The following is a 17,090-nucleotide window of genomic DNA, read 5'->3' as shown; positions in this document are numbered from 1 at the left end:
TCCACGGAGTCGACGACGGCGCCGCACCCAGTCGACGCGCAGACTGCGCCGATAAGATGAGAAAAACACGAGGAAGGGTGGGCTTCTGATGGAATGGCTCGTGCCGGTACTGATCGTCGTCGGTGTGATTCTTCTCATCGGAATCTACCTGTGGGCGACGTACAACTCGCTCGTGCAGCTCAACGTCCGCGTGGACGAAGCCTGGAGCGGGATCACCGTGCAGCTCAAGCGCCGGGCCGACCTGATACCCAACCTCATCGAGACGGTCAAGGGCTACGCGTCGCATGAGAAGGCGGTCTTCGAGAACGTCACGAGGGCGCGAGCCGAGACGCTGTCGGCATCCGGGCCCGGCGAAGCCGGGATCGCAGAAGGACACCTCCAGCAGGCTCTGCGCAGCCTCTTCGCGGTCGCCGAGGCGTACCCGCAGCTGCAGGCCAGCCAGAACTTCCTCCAGGTGCAGCAGGCACTCGTCGACACCGAAGACAAGATCCAGGCCGCGCGTCGCTTCTACAACGGCGGGGTCCGCGAGCTGAACACGAAGATCAAGGTCTTCCCCAACAATCTCTTCGCCCGGGGACTGGGCTTCACCGAGCGCGAGTTCTTCGAGGTGGCCGACAGCGGAGCCATCTCCGAGCCGCCGCGCGTGCAGTTCTGACGCGACGGTCGACCTCGGTCACCAGACGTCGAGTGCGACGTTCGTGCCGTCGCGTGTGACGTCGCCGCGCACGGTCCACGAGTCGGTGCGGTAGGTCTCGGTCCTCGCCGATCCGTTCTGCCCCGTGCCGGTGACCGTGACCACGAGAACGCCGTCCTCGGCGACGAATCCCTCCTCGGTCAGCTCTAGCGTGGGCAGCCGGTCGATCCGCATGCGCACACGATCGACCGCGGCGAACTCAGTGCCCCACGGTATGCGCAGGCCGCAGCCCTCGGGGAGCACCGCATCGACGGCATCCGCGATGCAGCTCCCGAGATGATCGTCGAGCTGCTGCTGCGCGAGCTGCTGCACGTCCGCGTCGGTGGCGACCGATGTCGGAGAGCGAGATGCCAGGGGAGCGGGATCCTCGAGCGACGACTGCCACCACCAGACGGCGATGCCGGCCAGCAGCAGGGCCAGCGCGACGGCGCCGAGCGACCAGGCGGCGCGTCGAGTCACGGGGTGCTCTCTCTGGGGTGCACATGGCGCCGCACCGAGGCGTCGGGGCGGGCGGTGAGGGCGGCATGGACCGCGTCGGCCGCCGAGCCCCACCTCGAGACAGACACGTGCTCGAGGCCCTGCCACGATGCCGCGAGCCGCAGCTCTGCTGCGATCCGGTCGGCATCGTCGTGAGGCCGGGCCTGGGGCTCCCACCAGGCGGACTGCACCTGCAGCGTCGACGTCGCGCGATCGGCCTTGAGATCGACCCTGGCGACGATGCGGTCACCCACGAGCACCGGCAGGGAGTAGTACCCGTAGCGGCGCCTGTCTGCGGGCACATAGATCTCGATGCGGTAGTCGAGCTCGAACGCTCGCAACGCCCGGTCGCGGAACCACACCACGGGGTCGAACGGCGTCAGCAGCGCGGCGGCATCGATCGCACGAGGCAGAGACGCGTCGCGATGCCGCCAGGCCTGCAGGGGACGACCGCCGCGCTCCCAGTCGCGCACGGTGACCGGCAACAGCTCGCCCGTGTCGACGAGGTCGGCGATCGAGCGGGCGACGGCCGCGCGATCGCGGATCCGGTGGTAGTCCGCGAGATCGGACTGCGTCGCCACCCCTGAGTGACGGGCGGCCCGGCGGGTCAGCTCGCGGATCGCATCGTCGCGCGTGACGTGCTGATCTCGGAGCGCATCGGGGATCACCTGCTCAGCGAGCGCATAGCGTCGCTCGAAGCCCTTTCGACCGCTGATCGCCACGTCGCCGGTGCGCCAGAGGTGCTCGAGGGCCAGCTTGACGTCATCCCAGTCCCACCAGCCGCCGCGCTCCCTCGGCACGTCGTCGCGAAGATCGGCGGGGCGCAGCGGACCCCGCGCTCGCAGCTCGTCGCGCACCCAGTCGAGGGTGCGCGCGTTCGTGCTCGTCCAGGAGTCGGGGGCCGCCCAGCGCTCGCGGAAGCTCTCCATCCGGAATCGCCACAGCGGCCAGTCCTCGATCGGGATGAAGGTGGCCTCGTGCGCCAGGTACTCCACGTAGTGCGTCGTGCGCGAGTGGAAGACCCGGTCGAACACCGCGGGGTCGTACGCCCCCAGGCGCGAGAACATCGGCATGTAGTGCGACCGCGCGAAGACGTTGACCGAATCGATCTGCAGCACGCCGAGCCGGGACATGGTGCGATGCAGGTGCGCGGCCGAGACCGTGGTCGGGCGCGCCCGGGAGAACCCCTGCGCACCCAGCGCGATGCGGCGGGCCTGGGCGGCGCTGAGGGAGTCGGTCACGTGGTCAGCGTAACGCCGTGCGCCGACATCCGGGCGGGCGTCGTGGCCCGCAGCGACAGCGCCGTAGAATCGGACGATGAGCGAAGAGCAGCGTCCACGGCTGAGGGATCTCTTCCGTCCGCGCGCGGTGTCCACGCAGCGCACGGTCACCACCGACGCCGATGCCGCGGTGCCGATCGGGCTGCGTGTCACCGCGGCCTACGCCTGGCGTCTGCTGCTGATCGCCGCGGCCGTCGCCGGCATCATCTGGCTCGTCATCGAGCTCAAGCTCCTGGTCATCCCGCTCATGGTGGGCATCCTGATCACGGCTCTGCTGTGGCCGGCGCTGCAGTGGATGCTGCGGCATCGGTTCCCGCGATGGCTCGCCGTCGCGGTCTCGCTCATCGGCACGATCGCGATCGTCTCGCTGCTGCTGTGGCTCGTGATCTGGCAGGTGCGCGAGCAGCTGCCCGACGTGCAGCAGCGCAGCTCGCAGGCCATCGAGGAGTTCCGGCAGTTCCTCCTCAACGGGCCGCTGCACCTGAGCGAGGCCCAGATCCAGAGCTACATCGACCAGGGCCTGCAGATCATCAACGAGCAGACCCAGGCGCTCCTGAACGGGGCCCTCGCCGTCGGCACCACCGCGGCCCATGTGGTGACGGGCGCCGTGCTGTCGCTGTTCATCCTCATCTGCCTGCTCGCCGACGGACGCGGCATCTGGCGGTGGACGCTGCGCCTGTTCCCGCGCGCGGCCCGTCCCGCGGCCGACGCCGCGGCCAGCAACGGCTTCGCGACCATCATCAACTACGCGCGCACCCAGCTGCTCGTGGCGGCGATCGACGCCGTCGGCATCGGGGTCGGTGCGGCTCTCCTCGGCGTGCCGCTGGCGATCCCGGTCGCCGTCCTGGTCTTCCTCGGATCCTTCATCCCGATCGTCGGTGCCGTCGTCACCGGCGCGATCGCGGTACTGCTCGCCCTCGTCTACAACGGTCCGCTGATCGCACTGGCGATGCTGGCGGTCGTGCTCGGGGTGCAGCAGCTCGAAGGCCACATCCTGCAGCCGATCCTGATGGGCTCGGCCGTGAAGGTGCACCCGCTCGCCGTGGTGCTCGTCGTCGCCGGCGGAGCGATGGTCGGCGGCATCCCCGGCGCACTCTTCGCCGTGCCGCTCGCGGCGTTCGTCAATGTGGCGGCGGTGACCGTGAGCAGCGGCGCCTGGCGCACGGGGGACCAACCCGACGCCGACCTGATCTGGAGCACAGTCCCGCGCGAGCGGACACGGAGGAATCGATGAACGCAGTCCCCAGCCTGACCGAGTTCGAGGAGGCCGCTCGGAGTCTGGCTGAGGTGATCACGCACACGCCGACCCTGCCGTCGAGGGCGCTGTCGGACATCCTCGGTGCCCCCGTACTGCTCAAGATGGAGAACCTCCAGCGCACCGGATCGTTCAAGATCCGCGGAGCCGCCTATCGGCTGTCGCGCCTGAGCGAGGACGAGCGCTCACGCGGTGTCGTCGCCGCATCCGCCGGCAACCACGCGCAGGGCGTCGCCCTCGCCGCGCAGGCCCTGGGCATCCCGGCCACGATCTTCATGCCGCTGGGGGTCCCGGTGCCCAAGCTGCTCGCGACGCGCGGCTACGGCGCCGAGGTCGTTCTCGAGGGCGAGACCGTCGCGACCTCCCTGCGTCTCGCCGCGGAGTTCTCGGAACGCACCGGAGCGGTGCTCATCCACCCGTTCGATCACCGCGACATCGTCATCGGCCAGGGCACGCTCGGACTCGAGCTGCTCGACGACGCACCCGAGGTCGACACGATCGTGCTCAGCATCGGCGGCGGCGGTCTCATCGCCGGTGTGGCCGCGGCGGTGAAGGCCAGGGCCGCCGAACTCGGACGAGAGGTGCGGATCATCGGCGTGCAGGCCGAGAACGCGGCCGCCGTCCCGCCCTCGCTGCTGGCCGGACAGCCCGTCGACATCGAGACGCGGCCCACGATCGCCGACGGCATCCTCGTCGCCCGGCCGGGAGCGGTGCCCTTCGACATCATCAAGGATCTCGTCGACGAGGTCGTGACGGTCTCGGACGACGACCTCGCCCGAGCGATCCTCATCATCCTGGAGCAGTCCAAGGTGGTCGCCGAGCCCGCGGGCGCGGCCGGCGTCGCGGCGATCCTCGCGGGCAAGGTGTCGGCGACCGGGACGACGATGGCCGTGCTGTCCGGAGGCAACATCGATCCGCTCCTGCTCCAGCGCGTCGTCTCCCACGGTCTGGCGGCGTCCGGACGCTACCTGACGATCCGGATCCCGCTTCCCGACCGCCCCGGTCAGCTCGCACGTGTGTCCGAGCTCATCGCCGAGGCGGGGGCGAACGTCATCGAAGCCATGCACACCCGGCACGGGCACGGCCTGCAGATCAGCGACGTCATCCTCGAGCTCAGCGTCGAGACCCGCGGCGCGGAGCATTCCGAGCTCACGCTCGACACGCTGCGCCGCGCGGGCTTCCACCCCATGATCGTCCCGGACTGACCGGATCCCACCCGCACGCAGAGGGCCCCGTCCACATGGACGGGGCCCTCTTGCATGCGTGCGCGGCTCGGCGCCTGCCGCGTCAGCCCGTGTAGGTCTCGACCGCGACGATCTCGACCGAGATCGAACGGCCGTTCGGGGCCTCGTACGACGACTTCTCGCCGACCTTGAGGCCCAGGATCGCCTGGCCGAGCGGGCTGGCCTCGCTGTAGACGTCGTGGTCGCTGCCCGCGGCGATCTCGCGGCTGCCGAGCAGGAAGACCTCCTCGCCTCCGGCGACGATCGCGGTGACGACGGTGCCGGGCTCGACGATGCCGCGGCTCGCGGGCGCCTCGCCGACCTTGGCGGTCTTCAGGAGGTTCTCGAGGGTGCGGATCCGCGCCTCCTGCTTGCCCTGCTCGTCCTTCGCGGCGTGGTACCCGCCGTTCTCCTTGAGGTCGCCCTCTTCGCGGGCCGCCTCGATGCGCTTCGCGATCTCCTCGCGCCCCGTGGTGGAGAGGTGCTCGAGCTCGGAGACGAGCCGGTCGTAGGCTTCCTGCGTGAGGAAGGGAACCTGAGCGTCAGTGGACATGACGGAGCTCCTTCGTTAGGTACCCGGCGATGGTCCGCGGGGGATATGCCAAGACGCCCTGGCACAGTGCCAGGGCGTCATCTGTCTGCGATGAGTCTAGGCGACCCAGCAGCTGTTCACCAAACCTGTGGTGGCCTCGGACACGGTGGGCACGCTGGCCGACAGCGCCTGCGAATGGCTGTCCCCGGCCGGGATCTCGACGACCTTCCAGCCGACGACGCCGAACTCCTCGTCGAGGGCTTCGACCGCGCACGCGACATCCTTGCCCTGCACCCCGGTGACCTGGAAGCGCACGGTCACGCTGTGCTCGTCGACGAGGTCGTAGCCGAGGTCGTCGGCATCGACGGCGTTCATCTGCGTCGTGACGATCGACCACCCGAACGCGGCGATGATCACGACGGCGATCGTCAGGAAGACGATCCAGGGGCCGCGTCGTCGTCGGGTACGGCCATAGCGGGCGTCGAGCTGTTCTGCGGTCGTCACGGGGCGGGTCTTCCGGTCGTTAGGCTGGTAACACCAGGTTATGCGACCTGCGCAGGAAAGGCAGAACCCCATGCTCGCTCTGACCGAGACTCCGATGCCCACCCCCACGATGACGGTGGACCCGCAGCTGGTCACCCCGGGCTTCGTCGGCTTCGCCGCCGTGGTGATCATCCTGGTCGCCGTGATCCTGCTGATCCTCGACATGAACCGACGGATCCGCCGGGTGCGCTACCGCGAAGAGGTCAGGGAAGAGCTGGATGCCGAGGAGGCCGCCCTCGCCGCGGATCGGGCCACCGAGACCGATGCCGATCTGCCCATCGTCACCGAGGGCGACGACGACCCCGACAGGCGCTGACCGCTCGCAGCGGAGATCAGGCGCCCAGGGACGGTGACAGCGGGCCGAGGGCGATGAGCAGGCACGCCGCCCAGTGGCAGAGGAACGCGAGCACGGTGCACACGTGGAAGATCTCGTGGAAGCCGAAGTGGCCGGGCCAGGGGTTGGGCTTCTTGAGCGCATAGACGATCGCACCGCCCGTGTAGAGCAGTCCGCCGACGACGACGAGCACCATCATCACCGCGTTCGCCGTGAACAGATCGACCATGAACATCACCGCGGCCCAGCCCATGAGCAGGTACAGCGCGACGTAGAGCCAGCGCGGGGCGTTGATCCAGAACACGCGGAAGAGGATGCCGACCACGGTGCCGCCCCACACGAGGGAGAGCAGCAGGGCCCCCTTCTGCGGGGGGAGCGCGAGCACGGCCAGCGGCGTGTACGTGCCGGCGATCAGCAGGAAGATGTTGGCGTGGTCGATGCGCTTGAGGGTGACCTTGACCTTCGGGCTCCAGTCGAAGCGGTGGTACAGCGCCGAGTTGCCGAACAGCAGCATCGACGTCACCATGAACACCGCCGCGGCCCACTTGGCGGCCCCGCCCTGAGCGGCCGCGATCAGCACGATGCCCGCCACGATGGCGACGGGGAACGTGGCCGCGTGGATCCACCCTCGCCAGGTCGGTCTGATCTCGACCGCGGAGTCGTGCGCCGCCTCCTCGAGGAGCGGCAGCTGGGGGAGGTCGGATGCCGAGTCGGGAGTGCTCACGGCCCCACTCTATTGCGGCGGGCATTCCGCGAACCGTACATATCCGGTGGTGCTGCTCTCTCACACGTGCCCCGCACAGTCGGGCACGATAGCGTAGGGAGGTGATGTCACGCGACGGCCAGGGGCGAGGCCCGCTGTACCGGCTGTACACCAGCCGGCTGCGCCGCCATCTCGACCCGTCGTCCGTGCCGCACCACGTCGCCATGATGATCGACGGCAACCGGCGCTGGGCTCGTCAACTCGGTTACGCGACGCCCGCGGAGGGGCACCGCGCGGGCGCGGCGAAGATGCGCGAGTTCCTCGCCTGGTGCGACGAGCTCGGCATCCGGGTGGTGTCGCTGTACCTGCTGTCGAGCGACAACCTGCGCAAGCGCGACTCCGCCGAGCTCGCCGATCTCATCGAGATCATCGCGGAACTCGCCGAAGCCGTGTCGGAGGAGCCGAACTGGCGTGTCAAGCACGTCGGCCGCTCCGACATCCTTCCTCCGGAGCTGGCCAGGGTGCTCGATGACGCCGAACAGCGCACGCGCGATCACACCGGTCTGCACGTGAACCTCGCCGTCGGCTACGGCGGGCGCAACGAGATCGTCGACGCCGTGCGCAGCATCGTGACGTCGCACCAGGCGTCCGGCGGCACGATCGAGGATCTCGCAGCCCACCTGACGCCCGAGATGATCGGCGAGCACCTCTACACCGGGGGTCAGCCCGACCCCGATCTGGTGATCCGCACGAGCGGCGAGCAGCGACTCAGCGACTTCCTGCTGTGGCAGAGCGCGCACAGCGAGTTCTACTTCGTCGAGGCGCTCGGGCCGGATCTGCGCCAGGTCGACTTCCTGCGGGCGATCCGCGACTTCGCCGACCGCGACCGACGTTTCGGCCGCTGAACCCCGTGGAGCCGTCGCTCGCGCGACGCACGGCCCGGGTCCTGACCCTGCGACACGAACCGTTAATCAACGCGTAACGAATCCGCGGTGTGTCGGATCGGGCGAATGTCGGCACCTGGACGTAACTTCAAGGCATCGGGCAAGGCGCCCGTCGGGTCGACCTCAGGTCTACGACTCGTGACCCCCTGGTCGACTCGTTCGAACTACCGGGAATGCCCGGGTCGGGAGTGGGTCGTGACCTCACGTACAGCGCAGCAGTCCGCAAGCACCGCGCAGCAGTCCACCCGTAAGTCCACGTCACGGGCAGGGGGAGCCGATCCGGATCAGGATCTGCGCACCTACGTCCTCGACACGTCGGTCCTGCTGAGCGATCCGCAGGCGTTCTTCCGATTCGCCGAGCACTCGGTCGTACTCCCCGTCGTGGTCATCACCGAGCTCGAGGGCAAGCGTCACGACCCGGAGATCGGCTACTTCGCTCGACAGGCGCTTCGCCACCTCGACGATCTGCGGGTCGAGCACGGACGTCTGGACTTCCCGGTCGAGGTCGGCGAAGGGGGCACGCTCCGCGTCGAGCTGGCGAACACCGATTCCTCGGTGCTGCCCGCCGGCATCCGCCTGAGCGACAATGACACGCGGATCCTGTCCGTGGCCATGCACCTCGCCCAGGACGGGCAGGATGTCACGATCGTCTCGAAGGACCTCCCGATGCGCGTCAAGGCGGCGTCGCTCGGCCTGCGGGCCGAGGAGTACCTCGCCGAGCAGGCGGTGGACTCGGGCTGGACGGGCATCACGACCCTCGATCTCTCCGGCGACGAGATCAGCGACCTCTACGAGAGCGAGGTCGGGATCAGCGAGGACGCCCGGGGTCTGCCGGTCAACACCGGGCTCATCATCCACTCCGAGCGTGGATCCGCCCTCGGCAGAGTCACGGGCGACGGCGAGTACCGGCTTGTGCGGGGCGACCGCGACGTTTTCGGGATGCACGGCCGCTCCGCCGAGCAGCGCATCGCGATCGACCTCCTGACCGATCCCGACGTGGGCATCGTCTCGCTGGGCGGTCGCGCGGGAACGGGCAAGTCGGCACTCGCCCTCTGCGCCGGGCTCGAGGCGGTTCTCGAGCGGCAGCAGCAGAAGAAGATCATCGTCTTCCGTCCGCTGTTCGCGGTGGGCGGTCAGGAGCTCGGCTACCTGCCTGGCGACCAGGGCGAGAAGATGGGGCCGTGGGGCCAGGCCGTGTTCGACACTCTCGGATCGGTCGTCTCCGGCAACGTGGTCGAAGAGGTCGTCGAGCGCGGTCTTCTCGAGGTTCTGCCGCTCACGCACATCCGCGGACGCTCCCTGCACGACGCGTTCGTGATCGTCGATGAGGCCCAGTCGCTCGAGCGCAATGTGCTGCTGACGGTGCTCAGCCGCATGGGGCAGAACTCGCGGGTCATCCTCACCCACGACGTGGGCCAGCGGGACAACCTCCGCGTCGGTCGTCACGACGGCATCGCGAGTGTGATCGAGACGCTCAAGGGCCACGACCTGTTCGCGCACGTCACGCTGATGCGCTCGGAGCGGTCGGCGATCGCGGCGCTGGTCACGGAACTGCTGGAGGGCAGCGAGCTCAGCTGACCCCGGGACCCGGGGCCCGTCCCGGGCCCCGGGTCCGGGCCCCGGGGTTCGGCCCCAGGGTCCGGGGACCCGGGGTTCGGCCCCAGGGTCCGGGGACTCGGGGTTCGGCCCCAGTCAGCGTCTGTGCCATTTTGGGGGCCGACACGCCAGATCTCGGACGTTCCGGTGCGATCGGAACGACATGTGGCGTGTCGGCCCCCGAAATGTGTCATGCGTGGTCGTGCTCGCGGGTGACGGCGCCCAGGATCGCAGCCTGTACGGCCGGCCAGGAATGGATGACCTGGGCATAGCTGAACCGCAGCGTCTCGTATCCGGCAGCGGATGCGGCGGCGTCCCGCATCAGATCGCGGTGTCTCCTCGCACCGGTGTGGTTCTGCCGCCCGTCGACCTCGATGATCAGACGGTCCCCGATGACGAAGTCGACACGTCCGACCCCTCCGATGTCCACTTGGCACGCGAGCACGAACCCGAGGAGATGAAGCCGGAATCGCAGCAACGATTCGAGTCCGCTCTGTGCGTCGGAGCGAGCGAGATCGACCAGCCAGCGAGCGTAGGACGGGATCGACCGACGGATCCGCTGCAGGGCGGAGCGACTGACGCGGCAGAGGTTGAGGGCGGACTCCAGCGATGCGAAGAACGCCTCATCGCCTTGACAGTCGTGTAGCTGGATGAGCGCGGTCTCGATGGTGACGAGACCCAGCGGAACGTCTCCGCGGAAGTAGTGGCTGACACATCGGCATCCTTCGTGCTCCATCCGGCGGCCGCGCCGGCCGATCCACACGTGCGGCCGCGTGCCCTCGTCGAGCACCCAGATGCCGTGCGCGCGCAGAGCCGATGTGCAGGCGAGGGCGCCGCCGTGCAGCGCGGCCTCGCGAACGTCGCTTCGCACCGAGACCGCTGCGAAGAGTCCTGGACGCACGCGTTCGATCTCTCCGCGTCTCGTGGCCTGGGAGAGGCGTTGACGGGTGACGCCGAAGCTCTGCAGCGTGGTCCCTCGTGCGATCCCGCCGAGGGTGGTGAGGACGTCGTGGGGTGAGAGCATCGACCCAGTGTCGCGGGGTCGCCGCACGGCGGCATCCGGGCCGGCCGTCCGCGCCGGCATCCGGGGAGAACTCGCAGAATCTCAGGTCTGGGGAGAGCAGGTGGGGTGCGCAAAACGGGGGGCCGACACGCCAGATGTCCAACCGCATCGTGTGTCGCGGCTGTGATCTGGCGTGTCGGCCCCCGAAGTGTGAGAGCGGCCCCCCGAAGTGGGAGAGCCGAGCCGGGGTTCCCGGAAGGGGCGTCAGCGGGAGACGATCACCCGGGGTGGGTCATCGAGAGCAGGTCGAGCTTCTCGTCGAGCTGCTCGATCGTCAGGTCGCCGCGCTCGACATAGCCGAGGTCGATCACGGCGTCGCGCACCGTGATGCCCTGGGCCACGGCGTGCTTGGCGATCTTCGCCGCCGCCTCGTAGCCGATCAGCTTGTTGAGCGGGGTGACGATCGACGGGCTCATGCCGGCGAACGCGGCGGCCCGGTCGAGGTTCGCCTGCAGGCCGTCGACGGTCTTGTCGGCGAGCACGCGCGAGGCGTTGGCGAGAAGACGGATGGACTCCAGGACTGCCGTGCCCATGACGGGGATCGCGACGTTGAGCTCGAAGGATCCGGATGCTCCGGCCCAGGCGACCGTCGCGTCGTTGCCGATCACGCGTGCGCACACCATGAGCACCGCCTCGGGGACGACCGGGTTGACCTTGCCGGGCATGATCGACGACCCGGGCTGCAGGTCGGGGATGTGCAGCTCGCCGAGACCCGTGTTCGGGCCGGATCCCATCCAGCGCAGGTCGTTGTTGATCTTCGTGAGCGACACCGCGATGGTGCGCAGGGCGCCGGAGGCCTCGACGAGACCGTCGCGGTTGGCCTGAGCCTCGAAGTGGTCCTTCGCCTCGGTGATGGGCAGTTCGGTCTCGGCCGCGAGCAGCTCGATGACCTTCTGCGGGAACCCGAGCGGGGTGTTGATGCCGGTTCCGGTCGCCGTACCGCCGAGGGGCACCTCGGCGACGCGCGGGAGGGCCGACTGCACGCGCTCGATGCCCAGGCGCATCTGACGTGCATAGCCGCCGAACTCCTGGCCGAGAGTGACCGGCGTCGCGTCCATGAGGTGCGTGCGGCCGGACTTGACGGCGTCCTTCCACAGCTCCGCCTTGGCCTCGAAGGCCACGGCGAGGTGGTCGAGCGCGGGGATGAGGGTGTCGATGAGCGCCTGCGTCACGGCGATGTGCACGGAGGTCGGGAACACGTCGTTCGACGACTGCGAGGCGTTCACGTGGTCGTTGGGGTGCACGTCGGCGCCGAGGATGCGGGTCGCGAGCGTCGCGAGCACCTCGTTCATGTTCATGTTCGACGACGTCCCCGACCCCGTCTGGTAGGTGTCGACGGGGAACTCGGCGTCGTGCGCGCCGGTGGCTACCTGGTCGGCGGCCTGCGCGATGGCGTCGGCGATCGCGCCGTCGAGGGTGCCGAGCTGCTTGTTGGCGAGCGCCGCAGCCTTCTTGATGCGCGCGAGGGCGGCGATCTGCGTCGACTCGAGGCCCTTGCCGGAGATCGGGAAGTTCTCCACGGCGCGCTGCGTCTGCGCACCGTACAGGGCGTTGACGGGCACCCGTACCTCACCCATGGTGTCGTGCTCGATGCGGTATTCCTGCGCTCCGCTGTGCTGGTCGGTCATTCCGAACCCTCCTTGGTTGCGGGGTCGTGCCCCTCGGTGTCGATCCCGACCGTGATGATGGGCACCGCGGTGCCCTCGGCCAGGCGGTAATTGGCGCCGACGATGCCCAGACGGCCCTCGGCGACGGCCTGGGAGATCACCTCGGACGACTGCAGCAGATCGCTGACGGTGTTGCGGAGGTGCTCCTCGCCGACGAGATCGGCGTCGATCTCGTCGACGGTGCTCCCGCCGTTCTCGACCAGCACCTTGCGCGCGGCCGGGACGATCGGGGCGATGAGCTTCCAGATGTGCGGGGGCAGAGGAGCGGCGTCGATCGCGGTCCCGTCGATCGCGGCCCGGACCGCACCGCACGAGTCGTGGGCGAGCACGACGATCAGCGGCACCTCCAGCACGGCCACGGCGTATTCGAGACTCGCGACGATCGACTCTCCGATCACCTGTCCGGCGTTGCGCACCACGAACAGGTCGCCCAGTCCGAGGTCGAAGATGATCTCGGCGGCCAGGCGCGAGTCCGAGCATCCGAAAAGCGTGGCGACCGGATGCTGCGCCGCGGCCAGGTGCCGGCGGCGCGCGACGTCCTGGTTCGGGTGCTGGGGAGCGTCGTCGACGAAGCGTCGGTTGCCCTCCTGCATCTGGATCCAGGCGGCGGTGGGCGTGAGCGCGTGGGTCATGAGGTCTCCGAGAGATCGCGGATCTGGGGGACGAGGGACTCGGCCAGCTCGGCGGTCGAATCAGCCGAGCGGGAACCGTAGAGCAGCACGTAGTCGTCTCCGGCCTGGGTGCCGATCGCGTAGGTGATGTTCTGCTTCGCACCGGCGTCGCCGAGGGGGTAGACGTCCCACTCCAGGCCGCCGATCGAGATCGTGTCGGTGGCGGCCGTGCCGTTGAGTCGCTGCGGCGCCCACGAGGAGTCGGCGTCGAACGCCTGCGCGAACTTGATGAAGCCGCGCTCGTTCTGCGCGGACGGGGCCAGGGTGACATCCCATACAGCGGTCGCGCCGCTGGTGAGGCCTGCGGCGTTGACGCGCCAGAAGCCGTCGAGATCCGGCACGATCACGGCGCTGTCCACGGTGGACTCGACGTCGGCCGCGATGCCGACCATGTCGATGGTCCTGGTGGTCGCGGGCTCGCCTCGGGGAACGGCGAACACGATCACGGCGACGATGGCGAGGGTGGCGATCAGCGCCGCGACAAGGCTGCGCACGGTCTGGCTCGACCGGTAGGCCTTGCTCGAGGCGGCCTTGCGTGCGGCGGTCTCTGCCGGGGTCTCGGGGCGTCCGAGTTCGGCGACGATCGGTGCGGGCTTGTTCACGATGCGTCCTCGCCGGACGGGGCGGCGGAGTCGGATGCCTCGGTGCGGGCGGCCTCGAGCCGGCGCTTCGCGCCGAGCAGCCATTCCTCGCAGCGCGCGGCGAGCGACTCGCCTCGTTCCCAGAGGGCAAGGGACTGCTCGAGGGTGGGAGCGCCCTGTTCGAGTTCGGAGACGACCCTCACGAGCTCATCGCGAGCGGCCTCGAACGACAGGGTGTCCACAGGGGTGTCGTTCAGCGCAGTCACCCCTTCATCCTACGCCGTGCGCGGGGATCGCTCATTCGGCGGAGGGTGCCGATGCCTCGTCGATCTCGCCTTCGGAACGGGCGGCGACGGAGCCGCGGTCGACGGTGATGGTCAGGGCGCTGCCGGCCGGCGCATCCGCGGCGTCGCGGAGGATCACACCGCCCTCCAGATGGGCGATCGCGTAGCCGCGTGCGAGAGTGGCGGCCGGCGAGAGGGCGCGCAGCGACGCCCGCAGCTCGCTGGTCGCCCGCCCGGCGGAGTCCAGGCGCCGCGTGATCGTGTCGCGCCCTCGCGAGAGCAGCAGCCACACGTCCTGCGAGCGCGAGTCGATGATGGGATCGGGGGAGCGCAGCGCCGGGCGGGAGCGCAGCTGCTCGAGCTGGGCGATGTCGTGCGACAGCCGCTGCGTCAGCCGGCTCGTCGCCCGCGAGCGCAACTGGGCGATCAGCGCACGCTGCTCGCTGACATCCGGCACGACCCGCTTCGCGGCGTCGGTGGGCGTCGATGCCCGGAGGTCGGCGACATCGTCGAGCAGAGGGTGGTCGTTCTCATGCCCGATCGCGCTGACGACGGGGGTGGATGCCGCGGCCACGGCGCGCACCAGGCGCTCGTCGCTGAATCCGAGCAGGGTCTGCGGGTCGCCGCCACCGCGGGCGATGACGATCACATCGACGTCGGGGTCGGCATCGAGCCGAGCGAGCGCGGCGAGGGTCTCGGGCACGCAGCGATCGCCCTGCACCGCCGCGTACTCGGTGCGGAACCGGACCTGCGGCCACCGCAGCTCCGCATTGCGGTGCACGTCCTTCTCCGCGTCGGACTTCTCGCCTGTGATCAGCCCGATCACGTGGGGGAGGAAGGGCAGCCGCTTCTTGCGGGCCTGATCGAACAGGCCCTCCTGGCGCAGCTGCAGCCGCAGCTTCTCCAGACGCTCGAGCTGGTCTCCCAGTCCCACGTGCTTCATGGCGGAGACCGCGAAGCTGAAGTCGCCCGCCTTCACGAAGTAGTCCGCCTTGACCGCCGCGACGACGTGGTCACCGACAGCGAGGTCCCCGGGGATCCGGGGGCGCACGCTCGACCAGATCCGGATCGAGATCTGAGCATCCGAGCGGGTGTCCTTGAGGCGGGCGAAGATGTTGCCGCCTCGCACGTTCCACGACGTGATCTCGCCCTCGACCCACACGGTGTTCCAGCGCGCGATGAAGTCGCGGATCGTGCCGTTGAGCCGGGCGACCGAGGTCGGAGCATCCGCCGTCGAGTCGCGCGGAGCGACCGCATCCGCCGGGGGAGTCTCACCCGGGCCCGTGGACGCTTCGAAGACCGTCATCCGCTCAGTGCACCTTCCCGCTCCTGCTCAGGTTCTCGGCGGTAGAATTGGCGTGTGACCTCGACTGCCGTTCATCTGCCCCTTCCGCGCGTTCCACGAGTACGTGGGGCGGCGGGGCGGCTTCAGGATAACCCGGTGGCGGGCAACAAGCGTGTTCTGCTCGCCGCTCCTCGCGGGTACTGCGCCGGCGTCGACCGCGCGGTGGTCGCCGTCGAGAAGGCTCTGGAGCGCTATGGAGCCCCCGTGTATGTGCGCAAGCAGATCGTGCACAACATCCACGTGGTGACCGAGCTCGAGGACAAGGGTGCGATCTTCGTCGAGGAGGTCGATGAGGTTCCCGAGGGCGCTCACGTCGTCTTCAGCGCCCACGGGGTCTCGCCCGCGGTCGTCGATGCCGCATCCGACCGCGGACTGCATGCCATCGATGCGACCTGCCCCCTCGTCACGAAGGTGCACCGCGAGGCCGTGCGCTTCGCACGCGACGACTTCGAGATCCTGCTCATCGGCCATGAGGGCCATGAGGAGGTCGAGGGCACGGCGGGCGAGGCGCCCGAGCATGTGACGATCGTGAACTCTCCCGACGAAGCCGACACGGTCCAGGTGAAGGACCCGTCGAAGGTCGTGTGGCTCTCGCAGACCACTCTGTCTGTCGACGAGACCATGGAGACGGTCAACCGTCTGCGCGCCCGTTTCCCCGAGATGCACAATCCGCCGTCCGACGACATCTGTTACGCGACGCAGAACCGCCAGGTCGCGATCAAGAAGGTCGCGGCGAACGCCGATCTCGTGATCGTGGTCGGCTCGTCGAACTCCTCGAACTCGGTGCGACTGGTCGAGGTCGCCCTCGAGTACGGAGCGAAGGCCGCCTACCGGGTGGACTACGCCGAAGAGGTCAAGCAGGAGTGGCTCGACGGCGTCGCCACGGTGGGCGTCACCAGCGGCGCCTCGGTTCCCGAGGTTCTCGTGCGCGAGGTGCTCGACGCGCTCGACGGCGCGGGCTACCGCGATGTCGAAGAGGTCAAGACGGCGGAGGAGGACCTCATGTTCTCGTTGCCGAAGGAACTGCGACAGGACGCCTCCGGCCAGCGCGATGCTCGTGCGTTGGGTGGACGCGCTTCCGGCGGAGGCGCCTGACGGTGCCCGGCACCGAGGCGGCGCCGACCCTCATCGGGTCGGTCCAGCGTGCGCTGCGACTCGTCGACATCGTCGCGAACTCCCCCCGCCCCGTGCCGGTCAAGACCCTCGCGATGCTCACCGGCCTCACGCAGGGCACCACGTACAACCTCGTGCGCACGCTGATCCACGAGGGATACCTCGCCACCGAGCCCGAGGGACTGGTGCTCGGGGAGCACCTCCCGATGTTCCAGTCGCGTCCGGATGCCGGCGGTGTCCTTCTCGCGCGAGTGCGCGTCGCGCTGCGTCAGGTCACCGAAGACGTCGGCGCCACCGCATATCTGTCGAGGTATCACGAGGGCGAGGTGCATCTGATCGACATCGTCGATGCCGCGGAACGGCCGCGGATCGATCTGTCGGTCGCCCTCGAGTCGAGCGCGCACGCCACGGCGCTGGGCAAGCAGATCCTCACCGACCTCACCGGTGCCGAGCGTCTCGACTATCTGTCGCGCCACCGCCTGGAGGAACTGACACCCCGTACGATCAAGGACCCGCGCGCGCTGCTGGCGGAGCTCGAACGGTCGCCGGGGTTCACCGTGGACCGCGAGGAGTACGCGATCGGCAACGCCTGCGTCGCTGTCCCCGTGATCGCGCCGAACATCCGGGCGTCCCTGGCGATCTCGCTCCCCGTCGAGCAGGCGCACGCGGGGCGTGGTCTCGTGGCGACGCTCACTCAGACCGCCCGGAGGCTGGCCCTACAGCTGGGTGCGGACGGCTTGACCGGGGGAGCCCCCGGACTGAGCGCCGCCCTCTGAGCACGTTCT

General features: G+C 69.2%; 19 protein-coding genes. 8 read left to right on the top strand and 11 right to left on the bottom strand.

Annotation, left to right across the window (positions count from 1 at the left end):
* The first annotated feature begins 88 nt into the window (after positions 1–88).
* On the top strand, positions 89–655 hold the full coding sequence (locus tag FQ142_RS11990; RefSeq protein ID WP_149423415.1) for a LemA family protein: 567 nt from the start codon (positions 89–91) through the stop codon (positions 653–655).
* A gap of 18 nt (positions 656–673) precedes the next feature.
* On the opposite strand, the gene FQ142_RS11985 is transcribed toward FQ142_RS11990, so the two are convergent.
* Both FQ142_RS11985 and FQ142_RS11980 read right to left on the bottom strand, forming a co-directional pair.
* A complete protein-coding gene (locus tag FQ142_RS11985; RefSeq protein WP_149423414.1) occupies positions 674–1,153 on the bottom strand; it encodes a hypothetical protein in 480 nt (159 codons plus the stop codon).
* A complete protein-coding gene (locus FQ142_RS11980) occupies positions 1,150–2,412 on the bottom strand; it encodes a winged helix-turn-helix domain-containing protein (protein WP_149423413.1) in 1,263 nt (420 codons plus the stop codon). The genes FQ142_RS11985 and FQ142_RS11980 overlap by 4 nt, the downstream gene beginning before the upstream one ends.
* Positions 2,413–2,488: 76 nt before the next feature.
* On the opposite strand from FQ142_RS11980, the gene FQ142_RS11975 reads away from it, so the two are divergent.
* The gene (locus FQ142_RS11975) at positions 2,489–3,685 is read left to right on the top strand and encodes an AI-2E family transporter (protein ID WP_082539328.1); all 1,197 of its coding nucleotides are present in this window, start codon (positions 2,489–2,491) and stop codon (positions 3,683–3,685) included.
* Positions 3,682–4,911: a threonine ammonia-lyase gene (gene ilvA / locus FQ142_RS11970; protein ID WP_149423412.1), complete on the top strand. Its 1,230-nt coding sequence runs from the start codon at positions 3,682–3,684 to the stop codon at positions 4,909–4,911. Before FQ142_RS11975 ends, ilvA begins: the two co-directional genes overlap by 4 nt.
* An 82-nt stretch (positions 4,912–4,993) precedes the next feature.
* Here the strand turns inward: ilvA and greA are convergent, their stop codons facing one another.
* Together greA and FQ142_RS11960 are read right to left on the bottom strand one after the other, a co-directional pair.
* Positions 4,994–5,482, bottom strand: a complete 489-nt coding sequence (gene greA / locus FQ142_RS11965) for a transcription elongation factor GreA (RefSeq protein WP_045255581.1) — start codon at positions 5,480–5,482, stop codon at positions 4,994–4,996.
* Positions 5,483–5,578: 96 nt separating this feature from the next.
* On the bottom strand, positions 5,579–5,965 hold the full coding sequence (locus FQ142_RS11960; protein WP_149423411.1) for a DUF4307 domain-containing protein: 387 nt from the start codon (positions 5,963–5,965) through the stop codon (positions 5,579–5,581).
* Positions 5,966–6,035: 70 nt separating this feature from the next.
* Between FQ142_RS11960 and FQ142_RS11955 the strand changes: the two genes are divergently transcribed.
* Positions 6,036–6,320 (top strand): hypothetical protein, encoded by a 285-nt coding sequence (locus tag FQ142_RS11955; protein WP_045255579.1) that lies wholly within the window; start codon positions 6,036–6,038, stop codon positions 6,318–6,320.
* A gap of 16 nt (positions 6,321–6,336) precedes the next feature.
* Here the strand turns inward: FQ142_RS11955 and trhA are convergent, their stop codons facing one another.
* The gene (trhA, locus tag FQ142_RS11950) at positions 6,337–7,062 is read right to left on the bottom strand and encodes a PAQR family membrane homeostasis protein TrhA (protein ID WP_149423410.1); all 726 of its coding nucleotides are present in this window, start codon (positions 7,060–7,062) and stop codon (positions 6,337–6,339) included.
* Between the two features lie 104 nt (positions 7,063–7,166).
* On the opposite strand from trhA, the gene FQ142_RS11945 reads away from it, so the two are divergent.
* Positions 7,167–7,946: an isoprenyl transferase gene (locus tag FQ142_RS11945; protein ID WP_056416050.1), complete on the top strand. Its 780-nt coding sequence runs from the start codon at positions 7,167–7,169 to the stop codon at positions 7,944–7,946.
* Between the two features lie 234 nt (positions 7,947–8,180).
* A complete protein-coding gene (locus FQ142_RS11940) occupies positions 8,181–9,563 on the top strand; it encodes a PhoH family protein (protein WP_149423409.1) in 1,383 nt (460 codons plus the stop codon).
* Positions 9,564–9,771: 208 nt separating this feature from the next.
* Here the strand turns inward: FQ142_RS11940 and FQ142_RS11935 are convergent, their stop codons facing one another.
* The 6 genes from FQ142_RS11935 to xseA all read right to left on the bottom strand — a co-directional run bounded on the left by FQ142_RS11935 (position 9,772) and on the right by xseA (position 15,153).
* Entirely contained in the window at positions 9,772–10,605 is an 834-nt protein-coding gene (locus tag FQ142_RS11935) for a type IV toxin-antitoxin system AbiEi family antitoxin domain-containing protein (RefSeq protein ID WP_149423408.1), read from the bottom strand.
* 257 nt (positions 10,606–10,862) lie between these two features.
* The gene (locus FQ142_RS11930; RefSeq protein ID WP_056416059.1) at positions 10,863–12,272 is read right to left on the bottom strand and encodes a class II fumarate hydratase; all 1,410 of its coding nucleotides are present in this window, start codon (positions 12,270–12,272) and stop codon (positions 10,863–10,865) included.
* On the bottom strand, positions 12,269–12,943 hold the full coding sequence (locus FQ142_RS11925; protein ID WP_149423407.1) for a carbonic anhydrase: 675 nt from the start codon (positions 12,941–12,943) through the stop codon (positions 12,269–12,271). The genes FQ142_RS11930 and FQ142_RS11925 overlap by 4 nt, the downstream gene beginning before the upstream one ends.
* The gene (locus tag FQ142_RS11920) at positions 12,940–13,584 is read right to left on the bottom strand and encodes a DUF4245 family protein (protein ID WP_082539329.1); all 645 of its coding nucleotides are present in this window, start codon (positions 13,582–13,584) and stop codon (positions 12,940–12,942) included. Before FQ142_RS11920 ends, FQ142_RS11925 begins: the two co-directional genes overlap by 4 nt.
* Positions 13,581–13,829, bottom strand: a complete 249-nt coding sequence (locus tag FQ142_RS11915) for an exodeoxyribonuclease VII small subunit (RefSeq protein WP_056416062.1) — start codon at positions 13,827–13,829, stop codon at positions 13,581–13,583. Before FQ142_RS11915 ends, FQ142_RS11920 begins: the two co-directional genes overlap by 4 nt.
* Positions 13,830–13,860: 31 nt before the next feature.
* Complete coding sequence (gene xseA / locus FQ142_RS11910; RefSeq protein ID WP_149423406.1) at positions 13,861–15,153, bottom strand: exodeoxyribonuclease VII large subunit; 1,293 nt, start codon at positions 15,151–15,153, stop codon at positions 13,861–13,863.
* A gap of 54 nt (positions 15,154–15,207) precedes the next feature.
* Here xseA and FQ142_RS11905 point away from each other — a divergent pair, with 54 nt between their 5' ends.
* Together FQ142_RS11905 and FQ142_RS11900 are read left to right on the top strand one after the other, a co-directional pair.
* Complete coding sequence (locus FQ142_RS11905) at positions 15,208–16,287, top strand: 4-hydroxy-3-methylbut-2-enyl diphosphate reductase (protein WP_188042376.1); 1,080 nt, start codon at positions 15,208–15,210, stop codon at positions 16,285–16,287.
* A 2-nt stretch (positions 16,288–16,289) separates the two neighbouring features.
* Positions 16,290–17,081 carry an IclR family transcriptional regulator gene (locus FQ142_RS11900; protein WP_149423405.1) on the top strand — a complete coding sequence of 264 codons (792 nt, stop codon included), beginning with the start codon at positions 16,290–16,292 and terminating at the stop codon, positions 17,079–17,081.
* The last annotated feature ends 9 nt before the right edge of the window (positions 17,082–17,090 follow it).

It is taken from the genome of Microbacterium sp. ANT_H45B, from assembly GCF_008369345.1.
Lineage (GTDB): Bacteria > Actinomycetota > Actinomycetes > Actinomycetales > Microbacteriaceae > Microbacterium.
This window is presented reverse-complemented; position numbering and strand designations above follow the sequence as displayed.